This window comes from Novosphingobium sp. KACC 22771, assembly GCF_028736195.1.
Taxonomy (GTDB): Bacteria; Pseudomonadota; Alphaproteobacteria; order Sphingomonadales; family Sphingomonadaceae; genus Novosphingobium.
Genome location: NZ_CP117881.1, coordinates 1,101,241 through 1,127,338, shown reverse-complemented (window position 1 = coordinate 1,127,338; position 26,098 = coordinate 1,101,241). Strand labels below are relative to the sequence as shown.

Here is a 26,098-nt window from a genome sequence, read left to right as displayed (position 1 = left end):
CAGAACGCTTACGTCCCTGTAAAAGCCCTGTTGCGCAAAAGCCCTGATCAGAGTCGAGCCCCGGCAATATCGGCGCCCTCGCGCAAGCTCCGCAGCTTTTTCCACGTCACATCCGGGTCGATCTTGCCGTAACCGGCAAAGGTGCCAAACCCGCAATCCGTGCTGGCCACCACGCGATCGGCGCCGACGATCCCGGCGAAGCGTTCGATGCGCTGGGCGATCAGTTCGGGATGCTCGACATAGTTCGAGCAGGTGTCGATCAGGCCCGGCGCGAGGATCTTGTGATCGGGGATCTTGGCGTCCGCCCAGACCTTCCACTCATGCTCGTGACGCGGATTGGCCGCCTCGAACAGGATCGTGGCGGGGCGCGCCTTCAGGATGATATCGACCACGCGTTCGAGCGGAATGTCATGGTCATGCGGGCCTTCATAATTGCCCCAGCAGATATGCATCCGCATCTTTTCAGGGGGGATATTGGCGGTGGCGGCGTTCAAGGCGGCCACATTCTCCTCGGCGACCTTTAGGAACTCCTCCTCGCTCAAGTCCTGATAGCCGGTGTGGCGGCTCATCGCCAGATCGGGGCAGTCGAGCTGGAGGTAAAAGCCCTGATCCACGATGGTTTCATATTCGGTCCGCATCGCCTCGGCCAGATCGGCCAGATAGGCCTCGTGGCTGGGGTAATATTTGTTGACCTGAAACGCCGTGATCAGACCCGGCGAGGCTGCATTCATAAACGCCTGCGTGCCCTCGCGGCCCTCCTGCGCCAGCGCCGCCTTGAACCGGCGGATGTCCTCGTGCAGCGGCTCAAGATTGACCAGCTTGATCGGCCCGATGCAGCTTGCCCGCACAAAATCCTGGCTGCCCATCATCGCCGAAAGCTTTTTGACCAATTGCGGATGCTCGGCCAGATCGAGCGCCGATTTGCGGTCCACATGGCCGCCAAACCCGCTCAAACGCTCAATCATATAGGTCGAATAGCCGATCTTGCCGATCTCGCCGTCCGAAACGATATCGACCCCGCATTCCACCTGATGGCGCACCGCCTCCTTCACCGCTGCCGACACCTTGGTGTCAAATTCCGCCGCGTCATAGGCCTCTCCCCGGTCGCGCGCGATCAGCAGCGGCGTCAGGTTCTCCCCACGCGGCATCGAGCCAACATGGGTGGTGGCGATATGGGGCATATTTCCTCTCCTGCGGTGTCGGTTTTATGTTCTCCTATATGAATTTATCGGATGGGTGAAGAAGGAAGTGTGCCTCCGGCGGGTTAAGGGCGGGGGCCCTTAACAATCCCGGTTTTGGGGTGGGGTGTGGGTTCGCAGAGTTGGTGATGGGGATGAAAGCCTGCGGCGCGGCGAAGGCAGGCCTGTCTGCGCCGCAGGCTTTCAATTTCCAAGGGTGCGTCCGACACAAAACATCGAACCCGTGGCGCAACGCATACAGTAATGGGAGCGCGAGGGACGAGTCCCTCGCATCTAATTCTACCCTTCCATCACCACCACGGGCTTGACCACAGCCCCGCTCTCCCCGGCCTCAATCGCCTCATTGATCTGCGCAAAGGGAAACACCCCGATCAGCCGGTCATAGGGAAACCGCCCCGCCAGATGATGCTCGATCAATTCGGGCAGGAAGCCGAACAGGTCCGAATCTCCGCCCAGGATGCCCTTGACCGTGCGCCCGCCGCCCATGAAGGCCGCCTCGTTGAAATTCAGCATGGCGGCCGGATCGCTGGCCCCCACGATGCCCAGCACGCCGCGCGGGGCGAGCAGGTTGAACACGCCCTCGATGATGCTGGCGATCCCGGTGTTGTCAAAGGCATAGGCCAGACCTTGGGGACACAGTTCGGCAATCTTGCCAAACGGATCGTCGCGCCCGTCCAGCGCATGGGTCGCCCCCAGTTCCAGCGCCAGCGCGCGGCGGTTTTCATGCAGGTCCACCGCGATGATCGGATCGGCCCCGGCAATTTTCGCCGCCATCACCGCGGCAAGCCCCACCGCGCCAGCGCCAAAGATGGCAATCGGCATCCCCGCCTTGACCTTCATGCTGCGCAAAACCGCGCCCGCCCCGGTCATCATCCCGCAGCCCAGCGGAGCCAGCCGTTCAAGCGGCACCTCGCCGGCGCTGTCCGGCACGCGCACCACATTGCGCGCTGTGGCCAGCGCATAGGTGGCAAAGCTGCTCTGCCCAAAGAAATTGCCATGCACCGGCTCTTCCCCCGCATGCAGGGTAAAGCTGCCATCGGCGCGGACACCTGAAAAATTATGCGGAAAGAAATTGTAGCAATAGGTCGGCGCATGATCGTGGCAGCACGGGCATGTGCCACAGGAGTTGAAGCTCATCAGCACCCGGTCGCCCGGCTTCACATGAGTCACATCCGCGCCCACCGCCTCGACGATGCCCGCGCCCTCATGGCCCAGCACCACCGGCATCGGCGTGGGCAACTGGGCATCGCGCACGGCCAGATCGGTGTGGCAAATCCCCGAACCGACAATCCGCACCAGCACCTCGTCATCGCGTGGGTCATCAAGGCGCAGAGTTTCCAGCGTCAGACCCCCGTGCGGCTCACGGCAAACGGCAGCGGTAATTTCAGGCATAATGGCTCCCTTAAAGCGCGATAACGACCTTGCCGAACAGATCGGGCGAGGACTGATAGGCGAAGGCATCCTTGGCCTGCGCCATCGGATATACCCGATCGACCACAGGCCTGATGCGATTGCTATCAATAAAAGCATTCAAGTCCAGCGCCATTGCCTTCGAGCCGACGAATATCCCGCGCATGCTGGCCCCTTTCAGCATCAGCCCATGGGGGCTGGTGTCGCCCTCGCGCGTCAAAACGCCGATCAGCGCGATCTCGCCGCCATAGCCCACCGCCGCGATGGATTGCGCCAGTGTGCCCGCCCCGCCCACTTCGACCACATGATCAAAGCCGCCATTGGTCAGCGCCGCAGCCGCCACGCCCCATTGCGGATGGTCGCGATAATTGACCGTGGCATCGGCGCCCAGCGCCGCCACACGCTCCTGCTTGCCCGCGCTGCCGCTGGTGGCCACCACGCGGGCGCCCGCCGCCTTGGCGATCTGGAGCGCCATCAGCGATACCCCGCCCGTGCCCAGCACCAGCACATTGTCGCCCGGCCTGACCGGCGATGGGCCGCACATCAGCGCATTCCACGCCGTCACCCCGGCGCAGGGCAGGCAGGCGGCCTCCTCAAAGCTGAGCGTGCGGGCGATGCGGATCACGCCTTGCGCGGGCAGCACGACATATTCGGCCAGCATCCCGTCAACCACGCCCGCGCCCAGCGCCGGACCAACGCCGGGATTGGGCGGCCCTTCCAGCCAGTGCTGAAAAAAGATGCCCGCCACCCGGTCGCCAAGCGCCAGATCATGGACGCCCTCACCCAGCCCGACAATTTCGCCCGCGCCATCGGAACAGGGCACGATATCCTGCCCCACCGGCCCGCCGATATAGACCCCGCGCACCACCGCCTGATCCCGGAAATTGAGCGAACAGGCGCGCACCCGGATCAGCACCTCGCCAGGACCGGGGCGCGGAACATCGCGTTCGACCAGATGCAGATCATCGAGGCTGGTCGCCCCCTTGCGCAGAACCCATGCCTTCATAGCGTCCTCCTCCAGCCCCGCATCCCCGTTCTTTTAGCGAGGCAATTTGTATGTAATACATATTTCTTGCTTTGATATTCGCAACCATGAAGTTATCACATGGACGGCAAAGATTCACAGAGCCCAAAGGTTCGTTTCTCCAGGAGAGTACCATGTCTGAAGCAACCCTCGCAGACCTTGCCGCGCGCCTTGAACGCGTCGAGCACGATCTGGCCATCCAGCAGGATATTCACCAGATCCGCCGCATCCAGTACACCTATGGCTTCTTCATTGATAAATCACAATATAATGAGGTCGTCGATCTCTTCTCCGATGAAGGCGAAGTGTGGTTTCTGGGCGGGATCTACAAGGGCAAGGCCGGGGTCCGCCGCCTCTATATCGAACGGTTCCAGACCCAGTTCACCCAGGGCCACAATGGCCCGCGCTATGGCTGGCTGCTTGACCATCCCCAGTTGCAGATGGTGATCGACGTGGCGCCCGACCGCAAGACCGCCCATGTGCGCGGCCGCTCGATGATGCAGGCGGGCCTGCATGAAAGCGCGGAGGGCAACCAGCGCGCATGGTGGGAAGGCGGCCTCTATGAAAACGAATATGTCCGCGAGGCCAATGCGGCGGGCGAACTGGTCTGGAAAATCAAGGCGCTGCGCTACTTCCCCTTCTGGCACGGCACCTTCGCCGATGGCTGGGCCAAGACCCCCATCGACTATGTGCCGATGACCAAGACGCTCTTCCCCCAAGACCCGCTCGGCCCCGACGCGCTGGTCGATCCCCTGCCCCGCCTGTGGCCTGCGACCGATACGGTGCCTTTCCACTATCCCCACCCCGTCACCGGCGCGCCCATCGTGCTGGACAATTCGCGGGCGCGGGAAGGGTTCAAGGATTAAAGAAGGGTTAGGTGCGAGGGACTCGTCCCTCGCGCTCCCATTACTGTCTGCGTTTGCGCATGGAGTTCGGCGTTGAGTGTCGGACGCTATGTTTGAAATTGAAAGCCTGCGGCGCGGCTAAGGCTGCGCTTTCCGCGCCGCAGGCTTTAATCCCAATCACCCCCATGCCCCCGAAAAACCACCCCATTAACGGGATTGCAAAGGGACAAGTCCCTTTGCCCGCCGGAGGCAAAACCTGCTAAAGCCCATGCCCATGACCGACCTCGACCGCATGCTTGCCGAACACGCCATCGCCCGCCTGATCACGCGCTATGTCCACCTCAATGACGCCGGGCAATGGGAAGACCTTGCCGCGCTCTACACGCAGGACGGCCGCATGAACCGCCCAACCGCGCCCGACAGCTTCACGACCGGGCGCGAGGCGATTCTGGCCGCGTTTCAGGCCCGCCCGCCGCGCGCCAGTCGGCATATCGTGGCCAATATCGTGGTCGATGTGGCCGATGACGGGCAAAGCGCCAGTGCTTACAGCCAGATCCTGCTCTTCACCGGCGAAGCGGATGGTGAAGGCCTGCCGCTGCAATCCCCCAAGCCGCCTTTGGTGGGCAGCTATCAGGATCGTCTGGTACTCGACGCAGGCGCGTGGAAGTTTGCCGAAAGGCGCGGCAGTCTGGACTTTCGGCAGGGTTAGAGCAGATTGGCCGGGCCGAAGGCCAGCGGCAGCAATTCCGACAGCTTCATTTCCGCCACGCCATCGGCCGATGCGCTCCACACCACCGGATCGGTGCCGCCCAGTTGCGCCAGTTCATTGAGCACCTGGCGGCAGCGCCCGCAGGGCGTGACCGGCCCCGGTCCGGGCTGGGCCACGCCATCCTCGCCGGGCGCGCCGCCGATCACCGCCACGGCCACCAGCCCGCCGCGCACGCCATCGGCCATCGCCCGCGACACCGCCACCGTTTCGGCACAGAGCGCGAGGCCATAGGAGGCATTTTCGACATTGGCGCCTGTCACCACGCTGCCATCGGCAAAGCCAAGCGCCGCGCCGACATGAAAGGCCGAATAGGGCGCATAGGCGCGGGCTGAAGCCGCGCGGGCCGTAGCGATCAAATTATCACGATCATGGTTCATATGCCTTGTTACCTCTGCACCACGACCCAGCGCAAGGGCTGCTCGGCCGCCGAGGTTTGCAGGCCCGAATTGGCGGTCCACAGCGCCCATGGGCGCCCGCCGTAATCGGGCTGCACCCGATCCGCGCTGAGCCACAGCGCGCGGTCGAGCGTGGCGGCGATGGGATAGGTCTTTTCAAATTCGCGGCCCAGTTTGAGCACCGCCGGCTTGCCCGTATGGGTCTCGATCTGGTTGAGGAAGGTCATCAACTCGCTGACCACGGCCGCGTCCGACACCGGCACCGGGCAATGATCGGCCAGTTGCTCCAGCTCGACCGCGGGGGGCAGCATCTTTTTATCACGCGGGACAATGGTGACGAAATTGGCGGCCTGTTTGTCGGCGGGCTGGCACGGGTCATATTTATGCAGCGCGCCCCATGGCAGACCGGCAGCGCGCGCCGCATCCAGATTTTTCACCACGGCGGGATCGCGTGCAAAGGCGCTGGCCGAAGCCTCGATATAAACGAAATTGGCGCCGATCGCCTTCAATGCCACGAAATCCACCGGCCCGTCAGCGCTGCCCACCAGCGCGCCCTGCGTCGGGAATGTCGTGCGATCAGGCTGCCAGTGGCGCATGCTCCACCACGCCCAGACCCCGCCCACGATGCCCAGCAGCGCCAGCACCGCCAGCAGACGCCAGAGAAGCGACGGGCGCCCGCTGCGGCCCTTGCCGCGCGGACGGGTTTTGGTTTTTGCCATGTTATTCAACGTTCTTTGTGATGGCCCGTCCGCACGAAACGCGAATCGTCATCAGGCCTTGATATGCAGTACGCAAATCAGCGTAAACAAGCGGCGCGCGGTGGGGAAGTCGGTTTCCACCTTACCCTCCAGCCTTTCGAGCAGAAGTTCGGCGGCATGGTTGTGGACCCCGCGCCGGGCCATGTCGATCGTTTCGATTTCCTTGGCCGAGGCTTTGCGGATGGCCTGATAATAGCTTTCGCAAATGGCGAAATATTCGCGAATCGAGCGGCGGAAGCGCCCCAGACCCAGCATGATCGTTTCGAGCAATTCGCCCTCATGGCCTTCGCGCCCGTCGCTGATCTCCATCGAGAGGCGCCCGTCATGTACCGCAAGGCGTACCGCATAGGGCCCATGATAGCCCGCATCCCAGATGCGCAAGGGCTTGAAAACATTGTCCTCGATCAGATCGAACACCGCCACCCGCCGCTCCTGCTCGATATCGTCGTTGCGACGCAGAATCGTCGTTTCGTCCAGCTCGATGCTGGAAATGCGCGCAGAGGGCGCCACGGGAGGCAGGTTGGACAGCATAAGACCTCCTCATTTCGCAAATGCGAGGGGCGCAGGCAAGGGGGTGCAAGGAACTATGGTATTATCTGTGTCGCGATAGGCCTCTCTGGCAACGCTTCGGCCCAATCCCCATTATCCACAGGCTCGTTCCGCCGCTCCCCCATTGCGCCGCCCCGCCGCTGGGCGCATGAGGGCCCATCCATGGCACAATCTGAAACCCATCTCGCTCCGGCTCTGCCGTTTTCGCCCGCCAATGATTCCGGCGCGCGCGCGCAGGCGCTGCCCGCCAATATCGAGGCGGAGGCCGCCTTTCTGGGCGCCATCCTGATCGACAACCGCGTGGTCGAGGAATTGGCCAAGCCCTTGTCGCCCGCGCATTTCTTTGAACCTGTCCATGGCCGCATCTTTGAGCGGATCCTGCAATTGCTGGATCGCAAGGCCGTGGTCACGCCGGTCACGCTCAAGCCCTATTTCGAGAGCGACGAGGCATTGCGGGCGCTGGGCGGCACGGCCTATCTGGGCCGCCTGACCGCCGATGGTCAGGGGCTGATCGCGCCGCGCGTGCTGGCCGAACAGATTTACGATCTGGCGCTGCTGCGCGAACTGGTGCGCGTGGGGCGCGATCTGGTTCAGGGCGCGATGGATACCAGCGAATCGGTCGAGCCGCTCGAACAGATCGAGGCCGCCGAGGCCGCGCTCTACAAGGTGGCCGACGGCGCGGGCGGTGCGAATGAGGCCAAGAGCTTTGGCGAAGCGACGCGCGTGGCCATTTCGGGCATTGAAAAGGCGTTCAACAGCGGCGGCCATGTCGCGGGCAAGACAACGGGCCTCGATTCGGTCAACCAGCGCATCGGCGGTCTGCACGATTCCGACCTTATCATTCTGGCCGGCCGTCCGGGCATGGGCAAAACCTCGTTGGCCACCAATATCGCCTTCAACGCGGCCAACCGCCTGTTGACCGACCGCGAGCTGGGCCTTGATCCGGCCAAGAGCATCGGCGCGGCCACCGCCTTTTTCAGTCTCGAAATGAGCGCGGATCAGCTTGCCACGCGTATCCTTGCCGAGCAATCGGGGATCTCCTCGTCCGCGCTGCGTATGGGCAAGATCAGCCGCGAGGACTTTCAGGCGCTCTCCTTTGCCAGCCAGCGCCTGAGCCAGTTGCCGCTGTATATTGACGATACGCCGGGCCTGACGATTGCGGGTCTGCGCGCCCGTGCGCGGCGGCTGAAGCGGCGCCATGACATCGGCCTTGTCATCGTCGACTACCTTCAGCTTTTGCAGGGCAGCGGGCGGGCGACCGACAATCGCGTCAATGAAATCTCGGAAATTTCGCGCGGTTTGAAAACCTTGGCCAAGGAACTGCATGTTCCGGTGGTCGCCCTGTCCCAGCTCAGCCGTGCGGTGGAACAGCGCGAGGACAAGCGGCCCCAGCTTTCCGACCTTCGCGAATCCGGCTCGATCGAGCAGGACGCGGATATGGTCTGGTTCGTGTTCCGCGAGGACTATTACGTCAAAGGCCGCGAACCCAAAGAACCCGGCCCCACTGATCCGCCAGCCGTGGTCGAGGCCCATGCCAAGTGGCAGGAGGAAATGGAGCGCGTGTTCGGCCTTGCCGAACTGATCATCGCCAAGCAGCGCCACGGCGCCACCGGCAAGGTCCGCATGCGCTTTGAGGCCAAGATCACCAAGTTCAGCGATCTGGCGCCCGAGGAATTGGCCAATTATTCCTATGACCTGGAGGAGTGAGGCACGCCCTACCTTCTCTGGCCTCACGAATCCTTGACTTTCGCCTCTTTGCCGCCTAGGCGCCAAGGTTCGCTGGAATTTCCCTATTCAAGACGGAGTGCCCATGGCGCGCGTAACCGTTGAAGATTGTGTCGACAAGATCCCCAACCGCTTCGATCTCGTGCTGCTGGCTGCCCAGCGCGCGCGCGAAATCTCGGGCGGTGCGGAACTGACGCTCGATCGCGATCGTGATAAAAACCCGGTGGTTGCCCTGCGCGAAATCGCAGAGGAAACCGTCCGTCCCAAGATCCTCAAGGAATCGCTCATCACCTCGATGCAGCGCGTCCTGCCCGACGATGACGATGATGTCGATGACATCGGCTCGCTCTCGCAGTCGGCCGAAGCGCTGCGCATTACCGCTGCGGCTCCGGTGCGCAACACCTCCCTGGGCGGGGATTACGACGGCTGATTTCATCGCTTCGGCGATTAAAACAAAAGACCCCGGAAGAGCTTCGGCTTTTCCGGGGTCTTTTTTGCGGGCGACCCACGCGCCGCCCAAAGAAAAAGGCCCCGCCAATGCTGGCAGGGCCTCCTCCAATATTCAAAGCGCTTTTACGCCCGTTGCGGCGAAATCCCGCCCAGACCGTTGCCCAGACCCGAGCGGCCCGAACGCGGCACGCTGGTGCCCCGGATCGCGGCGGGCAGCGGAATGCCGCTGGGCGCTTCGGGGCGGTCGATCTTGCCGGTGTCGACCACCTGCTTGATCTCATCGCCGGTCAGCGTTTCATATTCCAGCAGCGCCTGCGCCAGCGTGTGCAGCTTGTCGATCTGCGATTTGAGCAGGTCGGTGGCCCGCACATGGGCATTGTCCACCAGATTGCGGATCTCGCTGTCGATCAGCTTGTTGGTCTCGTCCGAGGCGAACAGGCGCTGGCTGGCGCCCATGCCCAGATAGCCCTCGTTCTGATCCTCGTACTGCAACGGCCCCAGCTTGTCGCTCATGCCCCATTTGGTGACCATATTGCGCGCCAGACCCGTGGCATATTGGATATCGCCGCTCGCGCCGCTCGACACCTTGTCATAGCCAAAGATCAGCTCTTCGGCCACGCGACCGCCCATGGCGACCGAGAGGTTCGCATGCATCTTGTCGCGGTGGTACGAATAGCTGTCCCGCTCCGGCAGGCGCATGACCATGCCCAGCGCGCGACCGCGCGGAATGATCGTCGCCTTGTGGATCGGATCGCTGGCCGGCTCATTCACCGAGACAAGCGCATGGCCCGCCTCGTGATAGGCGGTCATCTTCTTCTCTTCCTCGGTCATGACCATGCTGCGGCGCTCGGCGCCCATCATGACCTTGTCCTTGGCGTCCTCGAATTCCTGCATCGCCACCAGACGCTTGTTGCGCCGGGCCGCCAGCAGCGCCGCCTCGTTGACCAGATTGGCCAGATCCGCACCCGCAAAGCCCGGCGTGCCGCGCGCAATCACGCGGGGCTGAACATCGGGGGCCAGCGGAACTTTCTTCATGTGCACGGCCAGGATCTTTTCGCGACCCTCGATATCGGGCACCGGCACCACGACCTGACGGTCAAAACGGCCCGGACGCAGCAGCGCGGGGTCCAGCACGTCGGGGCGATTGGTCGCGGCGATGATGATGATGCCATCATTGCCTTCAAACCCGTCCATCTCGACCAGCAACTGGTTCAGCGTCTGCTCGCGCTCGTCGTTCGAATTGCCCAGGCCGTTGCCGCGGCTGCGGCCCACCGCGTCGATTTCGTCGATGAAGACGATGCAGGGGGCGTTCTTCTTGGCCTGCTCGAACATGTCGCGCACGCGGCTTGCGCCCACGCCCACGAACATTTCGACGAAATCCGAACCGGAAATGGTGAAGAAGGGCACGCCCGCCTCACCCGCAATCGCGCGGGCCAGCAGCGTCTTACCCGTCCCCGGCGAACCGACCAGCAGCGCGCCCTTGGGGATCTTGCCACCCAGCTTGGAAAAGCGGCCCGGATCGCGCAGGAACTCGACGATTTCCTCCAGCTCCTCGCGCGCCTCATCAATGCCCGCCACATCGGCAAAGGTTACGCGCCCCTGCTTTTCGGTCAGCATCTTGGCCTTGCTCTTGCCAAAGCCCATCGCGCCGCCGCCGCCGCCCTTCTGCATCTGACGCATGGCGAGGAAGCCCACCGCCACGATCAGCAGGAAAGGCAGAGCCTGCAACAGGATATAGAGGAGGACGTTCGGCTCTTCGGGAGCCTTGCCCTGATATTTGACGTTATTCTGGGCCAGAAGCGGCGCCAGCGTCACGTCATTGGGAATGGGAACGGTGCTGTAGGCTTCGCCGTTCTTGAACTTGCCGGTGATCCGCTGTTCGCCCACCTGCGCGTCATAGACGCTGCCCTCGGCGACCTTGGCGCGGAATTCGGAATAGGGGATCGCCTGCGCGCCAATATCATTGCGCGCGCTGAACAGCGATACGGCGAAGAACAGGGCGAGGAAGATCCCCCCCCATACCAAAAGGCTCTTCGTCCAGGGGTTTCCATTGGGCTGTTCGTCATTCATCGAGGGGCGCGTCCTTTCACACCCATGTAATGTAGGGCGGCGGGTTTGAATCGCAAGTTAGGGAAGGTGTATATTCCGATCGAGTTTACCGATCAGAAGCGATTATCCCCGCGAAAGCAGATAGACCGCATGTTCCGCGCGCCAGGTCGCCATCGCGGGGCTGATCAGGCTGTCGCCATTGAGATACCACGCACCTTCCACCTTCAGCCCGCGCTGAGCAACGAAATCGCGGAAATCGGCGATGGTCAGGTGGTGGATATTGGGCGTTTCATACCAACCCACCGGCAACAGCCGCGTCACCGGCATCCGCCCGCGCCACAGCAGATCGCTGCGCACCCGCCAATGGCCGAAATTGGGAAAGGACACAAAGGCCCGCCGCCCGATCCTCAGCAATTCCTCCAGCACCATGTCGGGCCGCTTGGTGGTCTGCAAGGTCTGGCTCAGGATCGCATAATCGAAACTGGCGTCGGGATAGAGCGCGAGATCGGTGTCCGCGTCGCCCTGAATGGCCGAAAGGCCGTGCCCCACGCATTCGGCGACATTATGCGGGTCGATCTCCAGCCCGCGCACATCGCAGCCCCGCTCATCGCGCAGCGCTGCCATCAGCGTGCCGTCGCCGCAGCCCACATCCAGCACCTTCGCGCCCGCCGCCACATGCCCGGCGATCACCGCCAGATCGGGGCGCAATGTTGCCATAATCCGGTTCATCGGCTCAAAAATCCCGTAATCACCCGGTCGAGCGCGGGCACGTCGAGCAGGAAGCTGTCATGCCCGAACGGCGCGGCCAGTTCCATAAAGGACACCGGCGCCCCGGCGGCATTGACCGCATGGGCGATCTTGCGCGATTCGGCGGTGGGATAGAGCCAGTCGGTGTCGAAGCTGACCACGCAGAAGCGTGCCGTTACCCCGGCAAAGGCTTCGGACAGGCGGGCATTGTGGCCCGGACCGAAACGTTCATCGACCACATCGAAATAGCTCATCGCGCGGGTGATGTAGAGATAGGAATTGGCATCGAACCGCCCGGTAAAGCTGCTGCCCTGATAGCGCAGATAGCTTTCCACCTGAAAATCCGCGCCAAATCCGAAACTTTTCGCGTCACGATCCTGAAGCCGCCGCCCGAATTTTTCCGAGAGCGTTTCCTCCGACAGATAGGTGATATGCGCCGCCATCCGCGCCACCGCGAGGCCCGCATCGGGCGCCCGCCCAGTGCCGTAATAGGCCCCGCCCTGCCAATCGGGATCGGCCATGATCGCCTGGCGGCCCACCTCCTGAAAGGCGATGTTCTGCACCGGCATCACCGCGGTGGTCGCCAACAGCAGCACCCGCGCAACGCGCTCTGGCCAGTGGATCGAGAGCGAGAGCGCCTGCATCCCGCCCATGCTGCCGCCCACCACGCCGTAAAGCCGCTCCACCCCCAGATGGTCGAGCAGGGCCATATGCGCGCGCACCATGTCGCGGATGGTGATGACCGGAAACCGCAGCCCATAGGGCAAGCCATCGGGCGCAAGGCTGCCCGGCCCGGTCGTGCCCATGCAGGAGCCCAGCACATTGGGGCAGATCACATAGAAACGATCCGTGTCGATCGGCTTGCCCGGCCCGACCATCTTGGCCCACCATCCCGGCTTGCCGGTAATGGGATGCGGGCTGGCGACATATTGGTCGCCGGTGGTGGCGTGACAGATCAGGATCGCATTGTCGCGCGCATCATTGAGCGCGCCATAGGTTTCAAACGCAATCTGCACGCCTTCAAGGCTTTGTCCGCCATCCAGCGGCAGCGGATCGGGCAGGTCATAGGTTTGCGAACAGGGCGTAAAGAGACTGGCCATTATGCGCGTTGAATTGGGCGCTGGCGCGCGGGAAGTCAACGGCAAGTCCATGCTTGCCCCCCTGTCATTTCGCGCCATGTTGGGCTATGGGCCGCGCCATCATGACCAAACTTCCCACCCCAAAGCCCTGGATCAGCGCGATCCACGCCTATGTCCCCGGCAAGTCCAAGGGCAAGGACGGCAAGCCGCTGACCAAGCTGTCGGCCAATGAAAACCCGCTGGGCACGTCGGCGGTCGCTCTTGCGGCGCGCGCGCAGGCGGCGGCCCCCGCGCTCTATCCCGATCCCGACAGCAATGCCCTGCGCGCCGCTCTTGGCCAATTGCATGGCATCTCTGCCGCCCGCATCGTGATGGGCACGGGTTCGGATGAGATCCTGCATATCGCCGCGCAAGCCTATGCCGGGCCGGGCGACGAAGTGATCTATGTCCGCTATGGCTTTTCGGTCTATGATATTGCCGCGCGCCGTTGCGGGGCAACGCCGATTGTTGCGCCCGACGCCGATTACGGCACCGATGTCGATGCGCTGCTGGCGCTGGTGAGCGAGCGGACGCGGGTGGTGTTCATCGCCAATCCGAACAATCCGACCGGCTCCTTCCTGCCGCGCGGCGAGATTGCCCGCCTGCATGCCGCGCTGCCCTCCGATGTGCTGCTGGTGCTGGATCAGGCGTATGGCGAATATGTCGCGCCCGAAGACGAGGATGGCGCGCTGGCTCTGGCCGAATCGGCGGGCAACGTGCTGGTCACGCGGACCTTTTCCAAGATCTACGGCCTTGCGGGCGAGCGTCTGGGCTGGGGCACGGGGGCCGATCACATCATTGATGCGCTCAACCGCATTCGCGGGCCGTTCAACCTGTCGAACACGGCGCAGGCGATGGGCCTTGCCGCCGTGGCGGATCAGGATTTTGTCGTGGCCAGCCGCGAGCATAATACCACGGTGCGCGCGCGTTTCGTCGAACGGCTTGCGGCGCTGGGCAATCATGGCGTGCGGCCGTTGCCGTCGCAGGCCAATTTCGTGCTGATCCTGTTCGAAGGCGCGCTGGAGGCCGAGACGGTCTATAACGCGTTGATGGACATTGGCTACATCACCCGCTGGCTGCCCAATCAGGGGCTGCCGCAGGCCTTGCGTATCACCATCGGCAGCGCGGCGCAGATGGACGAGATCGCCGATGAAATCACCCGTCTGGCGCGGGGCGTGTAAGCATGTCCTACGCCAGGATCGCCATCATCGGCCTCGGGCTGCAAGGCGGCTCGATCGGGCTTGCGGTGCAGCACTATCTGCCCAAAATCGCCACGTCGGGCTATGACCGCGACCCGGTCACCCGCGCCCGCGCCGCCGAGCGCGGATTGGTGGGCCATGTGGCCGACAGCGCGGCCGAAGCCGTGCGCGAGGCCGATCTGGTGATCTTCTGCGTGCCGCTGGGCGCGATGGGCGATGCGGCCCGCGAATGCGCGCCGGGCCTGCGCGGCGATGCGATCATTTCCGATGTCGGCTCGTCCAAAGAGGCGGTGGCCAAAGTGCTGGGCGAAGTTCTGCCCCATCACACGATCATCCCGGCCCACCCGGTGGCCGGCACCGAAAATTCCGGCCCGGACGCCGGTTTTGCCAGCCTGTTCGAGGGCCGCTGGTGCATCATCACCCCGGCCGAGGGCACCGATCCCTTTGAGATCGAGCGCCTCTCGGTGTTGTGGCAGGCGATTGGCGCGCGGGTGGAAATCATGGCCCCCGCGCATCACGACCGCGTGCTGGCCGTCACCAGCCACTTGCCGCATTTGATCGCATACACAATCGTGGGCACCGCGGGCGACCTCGAAGAAGTGACCCAAAACGAAGTCATCAAATATTCCGCAGGCGGTTTTCGCGATTTCACCCGCATCGCCGCATCGGACCCCACCATGTGGCGCGATGTCTTCCTCTATAACCGCGACGCCGTTCTCCATATGCTTCAGGTCTTTACCGAGGACCTGACCGAGCTGCAAAAGGCCATCCGCCTTGGCGATGGTGACAAGCTGTTCGACCATTTTACCCGCACCCGCGCCATCCGCCGCTCGATCATCGAGCAGGGTCAGGATGTGGCCAGCGCCAATTTCGGGCGGGATGGAAAGGTTTAAGGGATGAATGCGAGGGACTCGTTAGGAGTGCCGATTTGTCGAGACAAATCGGTTGGCCCCTCGCGCTCCCATGACTGTCTTTGTCGCGCATGGGGTTCGACGTATTGTGTCGGACGTGCCGTTGAAATGATAAAGCCTGCGGCGCGTCCAAGGATTCCCTCACCGCGCCGCAGGCTTTCAAAACATCGCCCTAACACCACCTCAACAATCGGCCACCCCATTATCGGGATTGCAAAGGGCCCCCGCCCTTTGCCCGCCGGAGGCACAAATCTTCCCTAATCATTCAACGCATTGATCGCATCCTTCACCCGCGCCTCGATCTCCTCACGCGGCAGCCCGGCGGGGATCACCTCGCCAAAACGATAGGTCACCGTCCCGCGCCTTTTCCAGAAACCGTGGAGCAGCGGCCCGGAATTGACCGCAACCGGCACCACCGGCAGGCCGATCATCTTGTAAAGCCCGGCAAAACCGGCCTGAGGCGCGGGGCGTGTGCCGTGGCGCACGCGGGTGCCTTCGGGAAAGATCGCCAGCGGACGGTTTTGCTGCGACAGGCTGCGCGCGGCCGAGACCATGGCGCGCAAGGCCTTGGCGCCCTGATCGCGCTCGACCGGGACCAGACCATAGAGACCCGCCGCGCGGCCCCACATCGGCACGCGCAGCAGCTCAACCTTGGCGAACACCGCCGGAAAAGGCAGCAGCGTGGGCAGGTCGATGGCCTCGAACATGCTTTCGTGCTTCAGCGCGACAAACACCGCGCCCGTAGGCACCGTGCCCTCGACCACGATCCTGACCCCCATGATATGCACCACGCCCCAGCGGTGCATGTTTGACCATCGGGTGCAAATCCAGATCGCCCCATCACGCCCGCCGAACCCGATAAAGAACGGGATCGTCAGCCCCATCAGGATCGAACAGGTGTAGAAAAACAAAGAGAAGGCCATCGAGCGCAATGCGTTGCCGATGCCCAGCGGCGATTTATTCATATCAACCTTTTCCGATATGCCACAGGCGCCGCAACACGTACTTGCTGTATTCGGCAAACAGGATGCCCAGCGAGGGCCGTGTGGGCACCGCGTCTTCTGTCAATTCAACGCCCGGCGGGATGGTCTGGCGCAATTCCCATGCGGCGCGGCGCATATGCCAGTCCGAGGTGACCAGCCGCACCCGGCGCAATCCGTAACGTTTGATCCATTGGGCCGATTCGCGCGCGTTGCTGCGCGTATCGACTGATTCATAGCCCAGCGTGATGCAGCAGGCCAGCAAGGCGGCGCCGATCTTGAATTGAGCGGCCAGTTCGCCCGGCTTGACCTCCGGGTCCACGCCCGAAATCAGCATGCGCGGCGCGGCGCCATCGCGCAGCAGATCCAGCCCGCGCGCGATCCGCCCCTCGCCGCCGGTCAGCACGATGATGCCGTCGGCCTTGGCGATCGGGGCGGGTTGGGGCTGAAACGCGGCAAAACCGGCAAAGCCCAGCGCCCAGACCGTCAGCAGCAGCGCAAGGAGGCGGCGCAGCATCTAGAGCATCCTTCGCAGCGCGATCAGCACCGACAGCCGCGCCGTCAGCATCGCCAGCACCACCGCTGCCACCGGCACCAGCGCCACCACCGCCCAATCGAGCGGCCGCAGCACCCCGCCTGCCAGCAGCCCCGCGCCCAGCCCGGCAAAACGCGCCCCCAGCACTACCACCGCAATCTGGCCCAACACCATGCCGACCAGACTGCCCAAGGCCGCGTCCATGCCCATCGAGCGCTGGAAAATCCGCGCGATCTGGGCATCTGTCCCGCCCAGATTATGCACGATCTCAATCGTTTGCCGATGCGTGCCGAGCGCCGAGCGCGCCGAGAGCAGTACCGCCGCCGTCAGCGCCAGCGCCAACAGGCCGATCATCGACAGCGCCAGCCAGCGCAGCGAATCCATCGCCTCGAACACCGGGGCCAGCCAATGCGATTGCGCATCCACCCGCGCGCCCGGCGCCACCCGACCCAGCGCGCCGCGCAAGGCCGCGATCCGCGCGCCATCGGCCGCCCCCTCGATCCGCACGTCGATCATCGCGGGCACGGGCACCATATCACCGTCCGTCATGCCCGCGCCCAGCCAGGGCACCAGCAGTTGGTCCAGCTCCGCCTGGGGCACCACGCGGGCCGAAATCACCCCCGGCAAGGTCAACAGCGCCTGCTGCGCGGCCTGAGCCTGCGCGGCGCGCAGGGGAGCCTGCGCCTCGATGATCTGCACGCTGACCCCTCCGGCCAGGTCCAGCGCGGCGGCATTGGCGATATTGCGCAGCGCAAGGCCCGTGGCCGCTGCGATCACCGTGATCGTCACCATGATCGCGATCACCCAAGGCGTGGGGCCGGACAGCCGCGCCTGCGGCACCAGCACGCCCTCACCGCCGCTGCCAAAGGCGCGCCAGCCCGCAAGCTTGCCCTCGCCCGACAGCGCGGCGCGCCCCGAAAACCAGCCGCGACGCGATGCGGCGGGCGCGGGGTCGGCCGGGCCTCCGGTGGGGGCCAGCGGGCGCTGCGGGATCTGCACCTGCTCGTCGTCGAAATTCATGCCAAACTGGCTCATGACTGGGCGTTCTCCCGGCGCGGGGGATAGCGCAGCGCGCCGGTCGGGTCCGACATCCGCCCCCGGTCCAGCCGCATGATCAGGCTGCCCGGCACTTTCTGCAACAGATGGAGATCGTGGGTGGCCACCACCACGGTTGTACCCAGCCGGTTGAGCGCCTCGAACAGGCGCAGCAATTTGATCGCCATATCGGGGTCGACGTTGCCGGTCGGCTCGTCGGCCACCAACAGTTCAGGGCGCCCGATCACCGCGCGCGCAATCGCGACGCGCTGCTGCTCGCCGCCCGACAGCGTGGCCGGGCGCGCACCCATCCGGTCGGCCAGCCCCACCCATTCGAGCATATCCTTGACCGGCTGGGCCACATCGCGTTCCGGCACGCCCGCCACCCGCAGCGGCAGCGCCACATTGTCAAAAGCCGACAAATGCGGGACCAGCCGGTAATCCTGATAGACCACTCCGATCCGCCGCCGAAATCCCGGCAGGCGGTGGCGCGGCAGGGTGATCGCATCGGTGCCGAACAGGCTGATCATCCCGCGCGAGGGGCGCTGGGCCAGATAGAGCATGCGCAGCAGCGAGGATTTGCCCGCGCCGCTGGCCCCGGTCAGAAAATAGAAATGGCCCGCATGCAGCGTGAAACCGACATCGCACAGCACCTCGCGGTCGGGGCCATAGCGCAGACCCACATTGTCAAAGCGGGCGATTTCCCCAGCCATGCCCGTCATTTGGCCCCTCCACACGCAAGGGGCGCGAAAAAACATCCGCGCGAGATGCCGCATTGCAGGCTGGTAACGGGAGAGCGTTCGACCATCGTTCGCCAGCTATAGTACGGCTTTGCGCGCGAAAAAAGGGCGGTGGAAAAATGGCTGTTCGCACCGCGGTCGCCCCCTGTTCCTCTTGTGCTGTGCAAGGGTTGCATGCTTTAGCTGATGGCGATGATTATTGCCTGTCCTGCTTGCGCGACACGCTATGCCGTCCCCGACAGCGCCATCGGGGTCGATGGCCGGACCGTGCGCTGCGCAACCTGCCGCCACAGCTGGTTTCAGGAAGGCCCGGTGATCGAGGTGCCCGCCCAGCCCGCGCCTCCGCCCGCGCCGGTATCGCCGCCATTGGCCCCGCCGCCCGTCCAGCAGGCACCGGCGGCGCCCGCCCCGGCGCAACCGGCGGCGGCCCAACCGGCACCCGTTGCGCCAACGGTCGCGCCCTGGGCTCCTGCGGCGGCCCCTGCTCCGGCGCCCGCTGCCCCCCCGCCCGCCCCGGTTGAGCAGGCGCCGCCTCCGATTGCCGATACTTTCGCCGCCACGCCGTCGAGCTTTGCCCATGAGCCGCCGTTTCGCCCGCGCCGCAATCCGGCGCGTATGTGGACCATGCTGGCGGTCGGCTTTGCCCTGATGGCCACGGGCGCGATGGCGGCGGTCTATCAGTTCGGCCTGCCCGCATGGCTGCCCCTGCCCCAGACCGGGCATAGCGAGCCGGATCTCAAACTGACCTTCCCCGCCGCGCGTCAAGAGCGCCGTCCGCTCAACAATCAGAACGATTATTTCAACATTTCCGGCACGATCACCAATATCGGCCAAAACCGCCGCAGCGTGCCCAGCCTGATGATCGTGCTGCGCGATGCGCGCAACCGTGCGGTCTATACGGTCGAGGCAGCGCCGCCCAAGCCGGTGCTGAACCCCGGCGAGAACCTGACCATCAACACCGCGATCGTGGACGCGCCCAAAGCGGCGGTCTCGGCCGAGGTGAAATGGAAGGTGAATTGAAACAAATTTTCCACAGGTTCGATTCAGTGCTTGGCAAGCCCAAACTCCTCTGTTAGGGGCGCCCTCCTACCCCACTGATGGGTCAGAGCTTCTGACAAATCAGCACGAGAATGCGGTCGTGGCGGAATTGGTAGACGCGCAACGTTGAGGTCGTTGTGGGTGAAAACCCGTGGAAGTTCGAGTCTTCTCGACCGCACCATCACAAAGAGGCAGGGCCAGCGCCCTGCCTTTTTTGTTGCGCGCTTTACGCGTGGGACTTGCCCCAAATCATGTGATGGATATACGATCCATATATGATTCGTATATTCAGGAGCCGGTATGGGCATCGTCAACATCGAGGATGATCTGCATGAGCAATTGCGCAAGGCCAGCAAGGTCTCGTGCCGGTCGATCAACGCGCAGGCGGCCTTCTGGATCCGCATCGGCATGCTGAGCGAAATGAACCCCCAGATGAGCTTTCAGGAGATCGTGGCGCGCGAATGGCGCGAGGCCGGGGTTGATCCGGCATTGGCCGGGGCCCCAGCGACAAGGGCTATGGCGGGATGATCAAGACCGCCGCCGAAATCGAGGTTATGGCCCGCGCCGGGCGTCTGCTGGCCGATGTCTTTGCCTATCTCGACACGCTGCCGCTGGCGGGCGCGACGACGATGGAGATCAACGACCGCGTCGAGGCCTATATCACCGGCCCCCTGCAAAGCCGCCCGGCCAGCAAGGGGCAGTATAATTACCCCTATGTGCTCAACTGTTCGCGCAACAATGTGGTGTGCCACGGCATGCCATCGGAGGCCGACATGCTGGCCGATGGCGATATCGTCAATTTCGACATCACGCTGGAAAAGGACGGGTTCATCGCCGATTCGTCCAAGACCTATATGATCGGCAAAGTCGCGCCCCATGCGCGGCGGCTTGTGCAGACCACTTATGAGGCGATGTGGCAGGGCATACGCAGCGTGCGGCCCGGCGCGCGACTGGGCGACATCGGCCATGCCATCGAGCGCCATGCCAAAAAGGCAGGCTATTCGATCGTGCGCGAATATTGCGGCCATGGCATCGGGCGCGAGATGCATGAAGATCCGCAGGTGCTGCATTTCGGCCGCCCCGGCACTGGATTGACCCTGCGCGAGGGGATGGTGTTCACCATCGAACCGATGCTGAACGAAGGCCGCGCGGGGGTGGCAACGCTGGACGATGGCTGGAGCGTGGTGACGGCGGATGGCAAATTGTCGGCGCAATTTGAACATACCGTGGCGGTCACGGCGCAGGGCGTGCGCGTCCTGACCTTGCGGCCAGAGGAAAAGGCGGCGCGCCGTTAACCGGCGCGCCCTTCCCGGTTAGAGCAATTCTTTCAAAGGCACCGCGACATCGGCCAAGGCGGCCAGATCAGGCGTTGCCCCCGCCTCGACCAGCTTACGGCCCGCAACGTAATCCTTGACGCTGTTGACGCAATCGAGCGCGATCACCCGGCCGCCCTTCAGGTAAATCACGCTGAACGAGCGCGCCGCCACATCGCCGCGCAGCACCGTCTGGTCATAGCCCACCGACAGACCCGCCGTTTGCAGCCGCAGGTCATACTGGTTCGACCAGAACCACGGGAAGGCGTGATAGGGCTTGTCCTCGCCCAGAATATGCTTGGCGACGCAGGATGCCTGATCATTGGCGTTCTGGACCGATTCGACGCGCATCACCACGCCCTCGGCAAAGTCGCAGGCAAATGCGGCGCAATCGCCCACCGCATAGACATCGGGCAGCGAGGTGCGGCAATATTCATCCACATCCACCCCGTTGGCCCCGGCGGCCCCGGCCAGAATCAGCGGGCCGACCGCCGGCACAATGCCGATGCCCACAATCACCACATCGGCGGGGACAACCTCACCATCGGACAATTCGACGCCCGTCACCTTGTCTGTGCCCACCAGCCGCTCGACCCCGCTGATCCCGGTGCGAAGGTCAACGCCATGGGCGCGATGCTCGGCCTCATAGAAAGCCGACAGTTCCGGCCCCGCCACACGCGCCAGCACGCGCGGCGCCAGTTCGAGCAGCGTGACATGGCGGCCCATCTTGGACAGCACTGCTGCGGCCTCCAGCCCGATATAGCCGCCGCCGATGACGACGAAATTCTTCGCCCCAGCATCGACTTCGGCCATCAGCGCATCGGCATCCGCCCGCGTGCGCACGCCATAGACACCAGGCAGATCAGCCCCTTCGCACGACAGACGCCGAGCATCGCCGCCCGCCGCCCAGACCAGACGGCCATATTCGATCACGTCGCCATCGGTCAGCACCACCTGATGCGCCTCGCCGTCGACCGAGACGACCTCGCGGCCCAGCAGCAGTTCGATCTGCTTTTCCTCCCAAAAGGCGGCGGGGCGGATATAGAGGCGGTCGAAAGTCTTTTCCCGCGCGAAATATTCCTTGGACAGAGGCGGGCGTTCATAGGGCGGTTCCACCTCGCGCCCCAGTATCGCCACGGAGCCGGTAAAGCCCCCCTGACGCAGCGCAATCGCGCATTGAGCCCCGGCGTGTCCCCCGCCCACGATCAGTATGTCTTTTTTATCCATGGAACGTGTGGTTTGACGAAAAGCGCGCCAAGGTCAATCTGTGCCGTAATCGGAAATGCGGTCGGCCTACGCAATTGCGGCCATTTCCTCGGCCATGATGCACAAAGAGCGCATACTGGTCTGGGCCGCGTTAAAACGAAGATAGGCGCCCGCGCTCTGGCTGGGGCTGAACACATTGCCCGGCGCCAAAACGACGCCCCGCGCCCGGCAGGCCTGCGCCAGCCTCGCGCTGTCGTGCCCCGACGGCAGCGCGCACCACAGGTTGAAGCCCCCCACCGGATGGCCCCAGACCCGCAGGCCCAACGCGCCCAATTGCCCGGTCAATTCCGCACGCACCCTCGCCAGCCTGCGCCGCAACCCGTCGATATGCTTGCGATATTGCCCGCCCACCAGCACATGCGCAATCGCCGCCGCCGACAAAGGGCTTGGCCCGCCAAAGCCGGTGGCGACCTGAAGATCGCACAGCGCATCGATCCATTCGCCGCGCGCCATGATATAGCCGCAGCGCAGCGAGGCCGAGAGCGTTTTGGAAAAGCTGCCGATGCGGATCACGCTGTGCAGCCCGTCCAGCACCGCCATGCGCGGCACCTGCTGGGCGAAATCGGCAAAGATGTCGTCCTCGACGATCACCATGCCATGCGCGGCGGCGATGGCGGGCAGGCGATGCGCGATCTGGGGCGAAAGGCAGGCCCCGGTGGGATTATGCGGCGCGGAATTGGTGAGATAGAGCCGGGGCCGCTCGCGCGCGACAATCGCCTCGAACTGCGCCGGATCGGGGCCTTGCGGGCCATAGGGCACACTGACCACGCGAGCGCTGTGAGCGGCCAGCAGGGCCTGAAAATTGAAATAGCACGGATCGTCGAGCAGCACCGCATCGGCCGGACGCAGCATCAGGCGGCAGATCAGATCAATCGCCTGCGTGCCGGAGCCCGTCAGCAGCACTTGGTCGGGATGCACCGCCAGCCCCTCACCCGCCATCGCCATGGCCAGTTGGCGTCGCAGGCTGGGTTCGCCCCGCGTTGAACCATAAAGCGTGAGCAATTCCGGATCGGCCGCCGCCATACGCAGCGCCCGGCGCAGCGCCTCCTGCGGCATCCAATCGGGCGGCAACCAGCCGCAACCGGGCTTTTCGGTTCCCGCCTCGGCGTCCAGCGATTGGCGCGAGACCCAGAAGGGGTCGATTTCGGCGGGCCGCGCGGGGGCATTCTGGGCCGGACCCTTGGGCGGCGTGGCCAGACGGGCCACGAAAAAGCCCGATTTGGGCACCGCCTCGATCAGGCCATCGGCCACCATCCGGTCATAGGCCTCCACCACGGTGGCGGGCGAGACATGGAGCGCGGCCGCACATTGGCGCACCGAGGGCAATTTGTTCCCCTCGCCCAGCAGGCCCGAGGCGATGCGGCCACGAATGGTTTCGATCACCATATTGATGCGGGTTGTCATGTGTACTGCTCTTTACATCGATACAGATGATGCAATCTGTATTATACTGTATCTGGGCGCAAGTCCCCCGCCTGCCCTATTCAATGGCCGCAAGGAGGCCATCATGCAGGATATCAAAAGAGGTTGGATCAACGGGATGATCGGCGTTGCGCTGTTCAGCGGCTCGATGCCCGCCACGCGCGCCGCGGTGGTCGGCTTTACCCCGCTGTTCCTGACCGCGGCGCGGGCGGTCATTGCCGGCGGGCTTGGCGCGCTGATGCTGATCGCCATGCGCGAGAGCCTGCCGCGCGGGCGGCAATGGCTCTCGCTGGCCATGATCGCGGGCGGCGTGGTGGTGGGCTTTCCGCTGCTGACCGCCATTGCCCTGCAAGAGATATCGGCGGCGCGCTCATTGGTCTTTGTCGGGCTGCTGCCGCTCTCCACCGCGCTGTTCGGCGTGCTGCGCGGGGGCGAGCGGCCCGGCGCGATCTTCTGGCTCTTTGCGCAGCTGGGCGCGGGATGCGTGGCCGGATTTGCCCTGTCGCACAATGCCGCCGCCTCGCCGCTGGGCGATGCGCTGATGGTGGCGGCCGTGATCGTCTGCGGGCTGGGCTATGCCGAGGGCGCCGTGCTGACGCGGCAGATGGGCGGCCAAGGCGGCGGAACACAGGTCATTTGCTGGGCGCTCGTGATCTGCACCCCGCTGGCCGCAGTTCTGGCCGCACTCACTTGGCCCGACAGCATCACCGCCGTCGGCACGCCAAGCTGGGTCGGCCTGTTCTACGTCTCGGTCTGCACCATGCTGCTCGGCTTCATCTTCTGGTATCGCGGGCTGGCGCTGGGCGGCATCGCGCGCGTCGGGCAATTACAATTGCTCCAGCCTTTCCTCGGGCTGGGGCTGGCGGCGGTGTTCTTGCACGAGGCAATTGCGCCCGCGATGCTGGTGGCGGTGGGGGCTGTAGTGGGCTGTGTGGCGGGGGCGCGGCGATTTGCTTGAGGGGTTGGGATTTATGCCTCCGGCGGGCAAAGGGACTCGTCCCTTTGCAATCCCATTATTGGGGTGGTGAAAGGCCGGAAACCTCAAGGTAATTGGTTTGATGGCCTGCGGCGCGGCGGCCTAGCGCTAATTGGCGCCGCAGGCTCTAAAATTCAAACCCCGCATCCGACACCCAAAGGCCTGAGCACTCGCACACCCCCGACAGTATCGGGATTGTTAAGGGCCCCCGCCCTTAACCCGCCGGAGGCAAAACCTCCAACCCCCGGCAAAACCCCTAAACCCCGCTCCCCTTCCACGACCGCCGCTCCTCGGCCGCGCGCAACACCTCATAGGCCAGTTGCAGCTTGCGGAAGGCTTTGGCGGCTTCCTCGTCATTGGGGCGTACGTCGGGGTGGACTTCCTTGGCCTTGGTCCGCCATGCTTTCTTGATGGCGTCGAAATCGGCATCGCTTTCCAGTTCCAGCACTTCAAGCGCGCGCATTTCGTCGCGGCTGCGCGTGCCGTCGCCCGATCCGGTCCATCCGTAATAGGATGATTCGCGATAGCCCGCGCTGGTTTGCTGCTCGGCCTTTTCGCGTGAGGCGGCTTCTTCCTTGTCGAGGCCCGCGAAATAGTCCCATCCCGAATTGTATTCGGCGGCGTGGGCCTGGCAAAAATACCAGCGTTCCGGGCTGTTGGGTGATTTGGGCGCGGGGCAATTGCCCGGTTCGCTGCATCCGGCGCGGTCGCACAGGCGCACCTGCGCCGCTTCGCGGCCACTTTCATAGCCACGCCAGCGCGGGAATCCCCAATCCGATGATCGACCTGCACGAGCCATCCGCGCTTAGTGACAAAACCGGGCCTTCGACGCAAGTGCCCGCAAAGGCGGCTTGCTATGTCGCATTGCAATCATGGGCTTTTTCGCTTAAGCGCGCGCCCATGAGCCGCCAACTTGCCCTTGCCAGCATGATCGCCATTGCCGCCAGCGCCGTCTGTGCGCTGATGGCGCCGGGCATGGCCAGTGCGATGGCCATGGCGCGCTACGCCGCTGTTATCCTGCGCTAAAACACAAAACCCCGCCACCGGATCGCTCCGGCGCGGGGTTCTGCAACGCTCGAACGCGCTCAATCAGTCGCCAAATCAGTCGATGGTGACGGTCACGGCGCGGCGATTCTTCGCCCAGGCTTCCTCGTTCGAGGCCGGATCGACCGGGCGTTCCTTGCCATAGCTGACCGTGGTCAGGCGCGAGGCATCGACGCCCAGGCTGACCAGGAAAGCCTTGGCCGAATTGGCGCGGCGTTCGCCAAGGGCAAGGTTGTAATCGCGGGTGCCGCGTTCGTCGGCATGGCCCTCGATGGTGGCCTTCTTGGCCGGATACTTCAGCAGCCAGCCCGCCTGAACGCGCAGGATATCGGCCGAGATCGAATCGATATCATACTTGTCCAGCGCAAAGTGGATCGTGTCGCGACCGTTCACCGAGGCGAGGAAGTCGGCCTGCGAACCCGGCGTCGGGCCGCTGGGCATGGCGGGCGCGGGGGCGGGGGTGGTGTTGGTGACCGGCGGGCCGGGTTCGGGCGGCAATTGCTTGGGCGGCTTGGGCGCACAGGCCGAAAGGGCCAGCGCGCTCACGCTGACGAGAACACCCGCGCTCAGCAGGCGAGTATTGAGCATGGAGGGCATCATG

The 26,098-nt window shown here is 64.2% G+C and carries 28 protein-coding genes and 1 tRNA gene; 12 read left to right on the top strand and 17 right to left on the bottom strand.

The window, feature by feature from the left end; genetic code table 11:
- Positions 1 to 47 precede the first annotated feature (47 nt).
- From PQ467_RS05045 to PQ467_RS05035, 3 genes are all read right to left on the bottom strand, one after another.
- Positions 48 to 1,181, bottom strand: coding sequence for a cobalamin-independent methionine synthase II family protein (locus tag PQ467_RS05045; protein ID WP_274175456.1), 1,134 nt, complete (start codon positions 1,179 to 1,181; stop codon positions 48 to 50).
- 297 nt (positions 1,182 to 1,478) lie between these two features.
- The gene (locus tag PQ467_RS05040; RefSeq protein ID WP_274175455.1) at positions 1,479 to 2,591 is read right to left on the bottom strand and encodes an NAD(P)-dependent alcohol dehydrogenase; all 1,113 of its coding nucleotides are present in this window, start codon (positions 2,589 to 2,591) and stop codon (positions 1,479 to 1,481) included.
- A 10-nt stretch (positions 2,592 to 2,601) separates the two neighbouring features.
- On the bottom strand, positions 2,602 to 3,615 hold the full coding sequence (locus PQ467_RS05035; RefSeq protein WP_274175454.1) for a zinc-dependent alcohol dehydrogenase family protein: 1,014 nt from the start codon (positions 3,613 to 3,615) through the stop codon (positions 2,602 to 2,604).
- A 152-nt stretch (positions 3,616 to 3,767) separates the two neighbouring features.
- On the opposite strand from PQ467_RS05035, the gene PQ467_RS05030 reads away from it, so the two are divergent.
- Together PQ467_RS05030 and PQ467_RS05025 are read left to right on the top strand one after the other, a co-directional pair.
- Positions 3,768 to 4,499, top strand: coding sequence for a nuclear transport factor 2 family protein (locus tag PQ467_RS05030; protein WP_274175453.1), 732 nt, complete (start codon positions 3,768 to 3,770; stop codon positions 4,497 to 4,499).
- Positions 4,500 to 4,752: 253 nt separating this feature from the next.
- Positions 4,753 to 5,187 carry a nuclear transport factor 2 family protein gene (locus PQ467_RS05025; RefSeq protein WP_274175452.1) on the top strand — a complete coding sequence of 145 codons (435 nt, stop codon included), beginning with the start codon at positions 4,753 to 4,755 and terminating at the stop codon, positions 5,185 to 5,187.
- Here the strand turns inward: PQ467_RS05025 and PQ467_RS05020 are convergent.
- Genes PQ467_RS05020 through PQ467_RS05010 form a run of 3 tightly spaced genes read right to left on the bottom strand, consistent with a single transcriptional unit; the run spans position 5,184 to position 6,931 of the window.
- Entirely contained in the window at positions 5,184 to 5,654 is a 471-nt protein-coding gene (locus PQ467_RS05020) for a cytidine deaminase (protein WP_337995114.1), read from the bottom strand. The two genes, PQ467_RS05025 and PQ467_RS05020, sit on opposite strands and share 4 nt — an antisense overlap.
- A complete protein-coding gene (locus PQ467_RS05015; protein WP_274175450.1) occupies positions 5,633 to 6,361 on the bottom strand; it encodes a glycoside hydrolase family 25 protein in 729 nt (242 codons plus the stop codon). The genes PQ467_RS05020 and PQ467_RS05015 overlap by 22 nt, the downstream gene beginning before the upstream one ends.
- A gap of 51 nt (positions 6,362 to 6,412) precedes the next feature.
- Positions 6,413 to 6,931 (bottom strand): UPF0262 family protein, encoded by a 519-nt coding sequence (locus tag PQ467_RS05010; protein ID WP_274175449.1) that lies wholly within the window; start codon positions 6,929 to 6,931, stop codon positions 6,413 to 6,415.
- Positions 6,932 to 7,111: 180 nt separating this feature from the next.
- Here PQ467_RS05010 and PQ467_RS05005 point away from each other — a divergent pair, with 180 nt between their 5' ends.
- Together PQ467_RS05005 and rpoZ are read left to right on the top strand one after the other, a co-directional pair.
- Complete coding sequence (locus PQ467_RS05005; protein WP_274175448.1) at positions 7,112 to 8,656, top strand: replicative DNA helicase; 1,545 nt, start codon at positions 7,112 to 7,114, stop codon at positions 8,654 to 8,656.
- Positions 8,657 to 8,759: 103 nt separating this feature from the next.
- Positions 8,760 to 9,104, top strand: coding sequence for a DNA-directed RNA polymerase subunit omega (gene rpoZ / locus PQ467_RS05000; protein ID WP_274175447.1), 345 nt, complete (start codon positions 8,760 to 8,762; stop codon positions 9,102 to 9,104).
- A gap of 143 nt (positions 9,105 to 9,247) precedes the next feature.
- Here rpoZ and ftsH read toward each other — a convergent pair whose 3' ends face one another.
- From ftsH to metX, 3 genes are all read right to left on the bottom strand, one after another.
- Positions 9,248 to 11,194 carry an ATP-dependent zinc metalloprotease FtsH gene (gene ftsH, locus PQ467_RS04995; protein ID WP_274175446.1) on the bottom strand — a complete coding sequence of 649 codons (1,947 nt, stop codon included), beginning with the start codon at positions 11,192 to 11,194 and terminating at the stop codon, positions 9,248 to 9,250.
- A gap of 102 nt (positions 11,195 to 11,296) precedes the next feature.
- Entirely contained in the window at positions 11,297 to 11,890 is a 594-nt protein-coding gene (gene metW, locus PQ467_RS04990) for a methionine biosynthesis protein MetW (protein WP_274175445.1), read from the bottom strand.
- A gap of 8 nt (positions 11,891 to 11,898) precedes the next feature.
- Positions 11,899 to 13,020, bottom strand: a complete 1,122-nt coding sequence (metX, locus tag PQ467_RS04985) for a homoserine O-acetyltransferase MetX (protein ID WP_274175444.1) — start codon at positions 13,018 to 13,020, stop codon at positions 11,899 to 11,901.
- A 101-nt stretch (positions 13,021 to 13,121) separates the two neighbouring features.
- Between metX and PQ467_RS04980 the strand changes: the two genes are divergently transcribed.
- Together PQ467_RS04980 and PQ467_RS04975 are read left to right on the top strand one after the other, a co-directional pair.
- The gene (locus PQ467_RS04980; protein ID WP_274175443.1) at positions 13,122 to 14,219 is read left to right on the top strand and encodes a pyridoxal phosphate-dependent aminotransferase; all 1,098 of its coding nucleotides are present in this window, start codon (positions 13,122 to 13,124) and stop codon (positions 14,217 to 14,219) included.
- A gap of 2 nt (positions 14,220 to 14,221) precedes the next feature.
- Positions 14,222 to 15,130, top strand: a complete 909-nt coding sequence (locus PQ467_RS04975; protein WP_274175442.1) for a prephenate/arogenate dehydrogenase family protein — start codon at positions 14,222 to 14,224, stop codon at positions 15,128 to 15,130.
- Positions 15,131 to 15,405: 275 nt separating this feature from the next.
- On the opposite strand, the gene PQ467_RS04970 is transcribed toward PQ467_RS04975, so the two are convergent.
- Genes PQ467_RS04970 through ftsE form a run of 4 tightly spaced genes read right to left on the bottom strand, consistent with a single transcriptional unit; the run spans position 15,406 to position 18,420 of the window.
- A complete protein-coding gene (locus PQ467_RS04970) occupies positions 15,406 to 16,113 on the bottom strand; it encodes a lysophospholipid acyltransferase family protein (RefSeq protein WP_274175441.1) in 708 nt (235 codons plus the stop codon).
- A 1-nt stretch (position 16,114) separates the two neighbouring features.
- Positions 16,115 to 16,645 (bottom strand): YdcF family protein, encoded by a 531-nt coding sequence (locus PQ467_RS04965; protein ID WP_274175440.1) that lies wholly within the window; start codon positions 16,643 to 16,645, stop codon positions 16,115 to 16,117.
- Positions 16,646 to 17,698 (bottom strand): cell division protein FtsX, encoded by a 1,053-nt coding sequence (locus tag PQ467_RS04960; protein ID WP_274175439.1) that lies wholly within the window; start codon positions 17,696 to 17,698, stop codon positions 16,646 to 16,648. It lies immediately after the preceding gene.
- Entirely contained in the window at positions 17,695 to 18,420 is a 726-nt protein-coding gene (ftsE, locus tag PQ467_RS04955) for a cell division ATP-binding protein FtsE (protein ID WP_274175438.1), read from the bottom strand. The genes PQ467_RS04960 and ftsE overlap by 4 nt, the downstream gene beginning before the upstream one ends.
- Positions 18,421 to 18,630: 210 nt before the next feature.
- Here ftsE and PQ467_RS04950 point away from each other — a divergent pair, with 210 nt between their 5' ends.
- The 4 genes from PQ467_RS04950 (at position 18,631) to map (ending at position 20,771) form a co-directional block, all read left to right on the top strand.
- Positions 18,631 to 19,458: a zinc-ribbon domain-containing protein gene (locus PQ467_RS04950; protein ID WP_274176092.1), complete on the top strand. Its 828-nt coding sequence runs from the start codon at positions 18,631 to 18,633 to the stop codon at positions 19,456 to 19,458.
- A gap of 112 nt (positions 19,459 to 19,570) precedes the next feature.
- Positions 19,571 to 19,657 (top strand) — tRNA-Leu (locus PQ467_RS04945).
- A 119-nt stretch (positions 19,658 to 19,776) separates the two neighbouring features.
- The gene (locus PQ467_RS04940) at positions 19,777 to 20,004 is read left to right on the top strand and encodes a ParD-like family protein (RefSeq protein ID WP_274175437.1); all 228 of its coding nucleotides are present in this window, start codon (positions 19,777 to 19,779) and stop codon (positions 20,002 to 20,004) included.
- Positions 20,001 to 20,771: a type I methionyl aminopeptidase gene (gene map, locus PQ467_RS04935; RefSeq protein WP_274175436.1), complete on the top strand. Its 771-nt coding sequence runs from the start codon at positions 20,001 to 20,003 to the stop codon at positions 20,769 to 20,771. The genes PQ467_RS04940 and map overlap by 4 nt, the downstream gene beginning before the upstream one ends.
- An 18-nt stretch (positions 20,772 to 20,789) precedes the next feature.
- Here the strand turns inward: map and PQ467_RS04930 are convergent, their stop codons facing one another.
- Complete coding sequence (locus PQ467_RS04930; protein ID WP_274175435.1) at positions 20,790 to 22,016, bottom strand: NAD(P)/FAD-dependent oxidoreductase; 1,227 nt, start codon at positions 22,014 to 22,016, stop codon at positions 20,790 to 20,792.
- 66 nt (positions 22,017 to 22,082) lie between these two features.
- Positions 22,083 to 23,459, bottom strand: a complete 1,377-nt coding sequence (locus PQ467_RS04925; RefSeq protein WP_274175434.1) for an aminotransferase-like domain-containing protein — start codon at positions 23,457 to 23,459, stop codon at positions 22,083 to 22,085.
- 103 nt (positions 23,460 to 23,562) lie between these two features.
- Between PQ467_RS04925 and PQ467_RS04920 the strand changes: the two genes are divergently transcribed.
- Positions 23,563 to 24,435: a DMT family transporter gene (locus tag PQ467_RS04920; protein WP_274175433.1), complete on the top strand. Its 873-nt coding sequence runs from the start codon at positions 23,563 to 23,565 to the stop codon at positions 24,433 to 24,435.
- A gap of 274 nt (positions 24,436 to 24,709) precedes the next feature.
- Here the strand turns inward: PQ467_RS04920 and PQ467_RS04915 are convergent, their stop codons facing one another.
- The gene (locus PQ467_RS04915; RefSeq protein WP_274175432.1) at positions 24,710 to 25,252 is read right to left on the bottom strand and encodes a J domain-containing protein; all 543 of its coding nucleotides are present in this window, start codon (positions 25,250 to 25,252) and stop codon (positions 24,710 to 24,712) included.
- A gap of 101 nt (positions 25,253 to 25,353) precedes the next feature.
- Here PQ467_RS04915 and PQ467_RS04910 point away from each other — a divergent pair, with 101 nt between their 5' ends.
- Positions 25,354 to 25,479, top strand: a complete 126-nt coding sequence (locus PQ467_RS04910) for a hypothetical protein (protein WP_274175431.1) — start codon at positions 25,354 to 25,356, stop codon at positions 25,477 to 25,479.
- Between the two features lie 75 nt (positions 25,480 to 25,554).
- Here the strand turns inward: PQ467_RS04910 and pal are convergent, their stop codons facing one another.
- On the bottom strand, positions 25,555 to 26,094 hold the full coding sequence (pal, locus tag PQ467_RS04905; protein ID WP_274176091.1) for a peptidoglycan-associated lipoprotein Pal: 540 nt from the start codon (positions 26,092 to 26,094) through the stop codon (positions 25,555 to 25,557).
- Positions 26,095 to 26,098 lie beyond the last annotated feature (4 nt).

Excerpts from the sequence above, each read along its gene's own strand:
- PQ467_RS05045 (WP_274175456.1), bottom strand. The coding sequence starts at position 1,181 with ATGCCCCATATCGCCACCACCCATGTTGGCTCGATGCCGCGTGGGGAG.
- PQ467_RS05040 (WP_274175455.1), bottom strand. The coding sequence starts at position 2,591 with ATGCCTGAAATTACCGCTGCCGTTTGCCGTGAGCCGCACGGGGGTCTG.
- PQ467_RS05035 (WP_274175454.1), bottom strand. The coding sequence starts at position 3,615 with ATGAAGGCATGGGTTCTGCGCAAGGGGGCGACCAGCCTCGATGATCTG.
- PQ467_RS05030 (WP_274175453.1), top strand. The coding sequence starts at position 3,768 with ATGTCTGAAGCAACCCTCGCAGACCTTGCCGCGCGCCTTGAACGCGTC.
- PQ467_RS05025 (WP_274175452.1), top strand. The coding sequence starts at position 4,753 with ATGACCGACCTCGACCGCATGCTTGCCGAACACGCCATCGCCCGCCTG.
- PQ467_RS05015 (WP_274175450.1), bottom strand. The coding sequence starts at position 6,361 with ATGGCAAAAACCAAAACCCGTCCGCGCGGCAAGGGCCGCAGCGGGCGC.
- PQ467_RS05010 (WP_274175449.1), bottom strand. The coding sequence starts at position 6,931 with ATGCTGTCCAACCTGCCTCCCGTGGCGCCCTCTGCGCGCATTTCCAGC.
- PQ467_RS05005 (WP_274175448.1), top strand. The coding sequence starts at position 7,112 with ATGGCACAATCTGAAACCCATCTCGCTCCGGCTCTGCCGTTTTCGCCC.
- rpoZ (WP_274175447.1), top strand. The coding sequence starts at position 8,760 with ATGGCGCGCGTAACCGTTGAAGATTGTGTCGACAAGATCCCCAACCGC.
- ftsH (WP_274175446.1), bottom strand. The coding sequence starts at position 11,194 with ATGAATGACGAACAGCCCAATGGAAACCCCTGGACGAAGAGCCTTTTG.
- metW (WP_274175445.1), bottom strand. The coding sequence starts at position 11,890 with ATGGCAACATTGCGCCCCGATCTGGCGGTGATCGCCGGGCATGTGGCG.
- metX (WP_274175444.1), bottom strand. The coding sequence starts at position 13,020 with ATGGCCAGTCTCTTTACGCCCTGTTCGCAAACCTATGACCTGCCCGAT.
- PQ467_RS04980 (WP_274175443.1), top strand. The coding sequence starts at position 13,122 with ATGACCAAACTTCCCACCCCAAAGCCCTGGATCAGCGCGATCCACGCC.
- PQ467_RS04975 (WP_274175442.1), top strand. The coding sequence starts at position 14,222 with ATGTCCTACGCCAGGATCGCCATCATCGGCCTCGGGCTGCAAGGCGGC.
- PQ467_RS04970 (WP_274175441.1), bottom strand. The coding sequence starts at position 16,113 with ATGAATAAATCGCCGCTGGGCATCGGCAACGCATTGCGCTCGATGGCC.
- PQ467_RS04965 (WP_274175440.1), bottom strand. The coding sequence starts at position 16,645 with ATGCTGCGCCGCCTCCTTGCGCTGCTGCTGACGGTCTGGGCGCTGGGC.
- PQ467_RS04960 (WP_274175439.1), bottom strand. The coding sequence starts at position 17,698 with ATGAGCCAGTTTGGCATGAATTTCGACGACGAGCAGGTGCAGATCCCG.
- ftsE (WP_274175438.1), bottom strand. The coding sequence starts at position 18,420 with ATGACGGGCATGGCTGGGGAAATCGCCCGCTTTGACAATGTGGGTCTG.
- PQ467_RS04950 (WP_274176092.1), top strand. The coding sequence starts at position 18,631 with ATGATTATTGCCTGTCCTGCTTGCGCGACACGCTATGCCGTCCCCGAC.
- PQ467_RS04940 (WP_274175437.1), top strand. The coding sequence starts at position 19,777 with ATGGGCATCGTCAACATCGAGGATGATCTGCATGAGCAATTGCGCAAG.
- map (WP_274175436.1), top strand. The coding sequence starts at position 20,001 with ATGATCAAGACCGCCGCCGAAATCGAGGTTATGGCCCGCGCCGGGCGT.
- PQ467_RS04930 (WP_274175435.1), bottom strand. The coding sequence starts at position 22,016 with ATGGATAAAAAAGACATACTGATCGTGGGCGGGGGACACGCCGGGGCT.
- PQ467_RS04925 (WP_274175434.1), bottom strand. The coding sequence starts at position 23,459 with ATGACAACCCGCATCAATATGGTGATCGAAACCATTCGTGGCCGCATC.
- PQ467_RS04920 (WP_274175433.1), top strand. The coding sequence starts at position 23,563 with ATGCAGGATATCAAAAGAGGTTGGATCAACGGGATGATCGGCGTTGCG.
- PQ467_RS04915 (WP_274175432.1), bottom strand. The coding sequence starts at position 25,252 with ATGGCTCGTGCAGGTCGATCATCGGATTGGGGATTCCCGCGCTGGCGT.
- PQ467_RS04910 (WP_274175431.1), top strand. The coding sequence starts at position 25,354 with ATGAGCCGCCAACTTGCCCTTGCCAGCATGATCGCCATTGCCGCCAGC.
- pal (WP_274176091.1), bottom strand. The coding sequence starts at position 26,094 with ATGCCCTCCATGCTCAATACTCGCCTGCTGAGCGCGGGTGTTCTCGTC.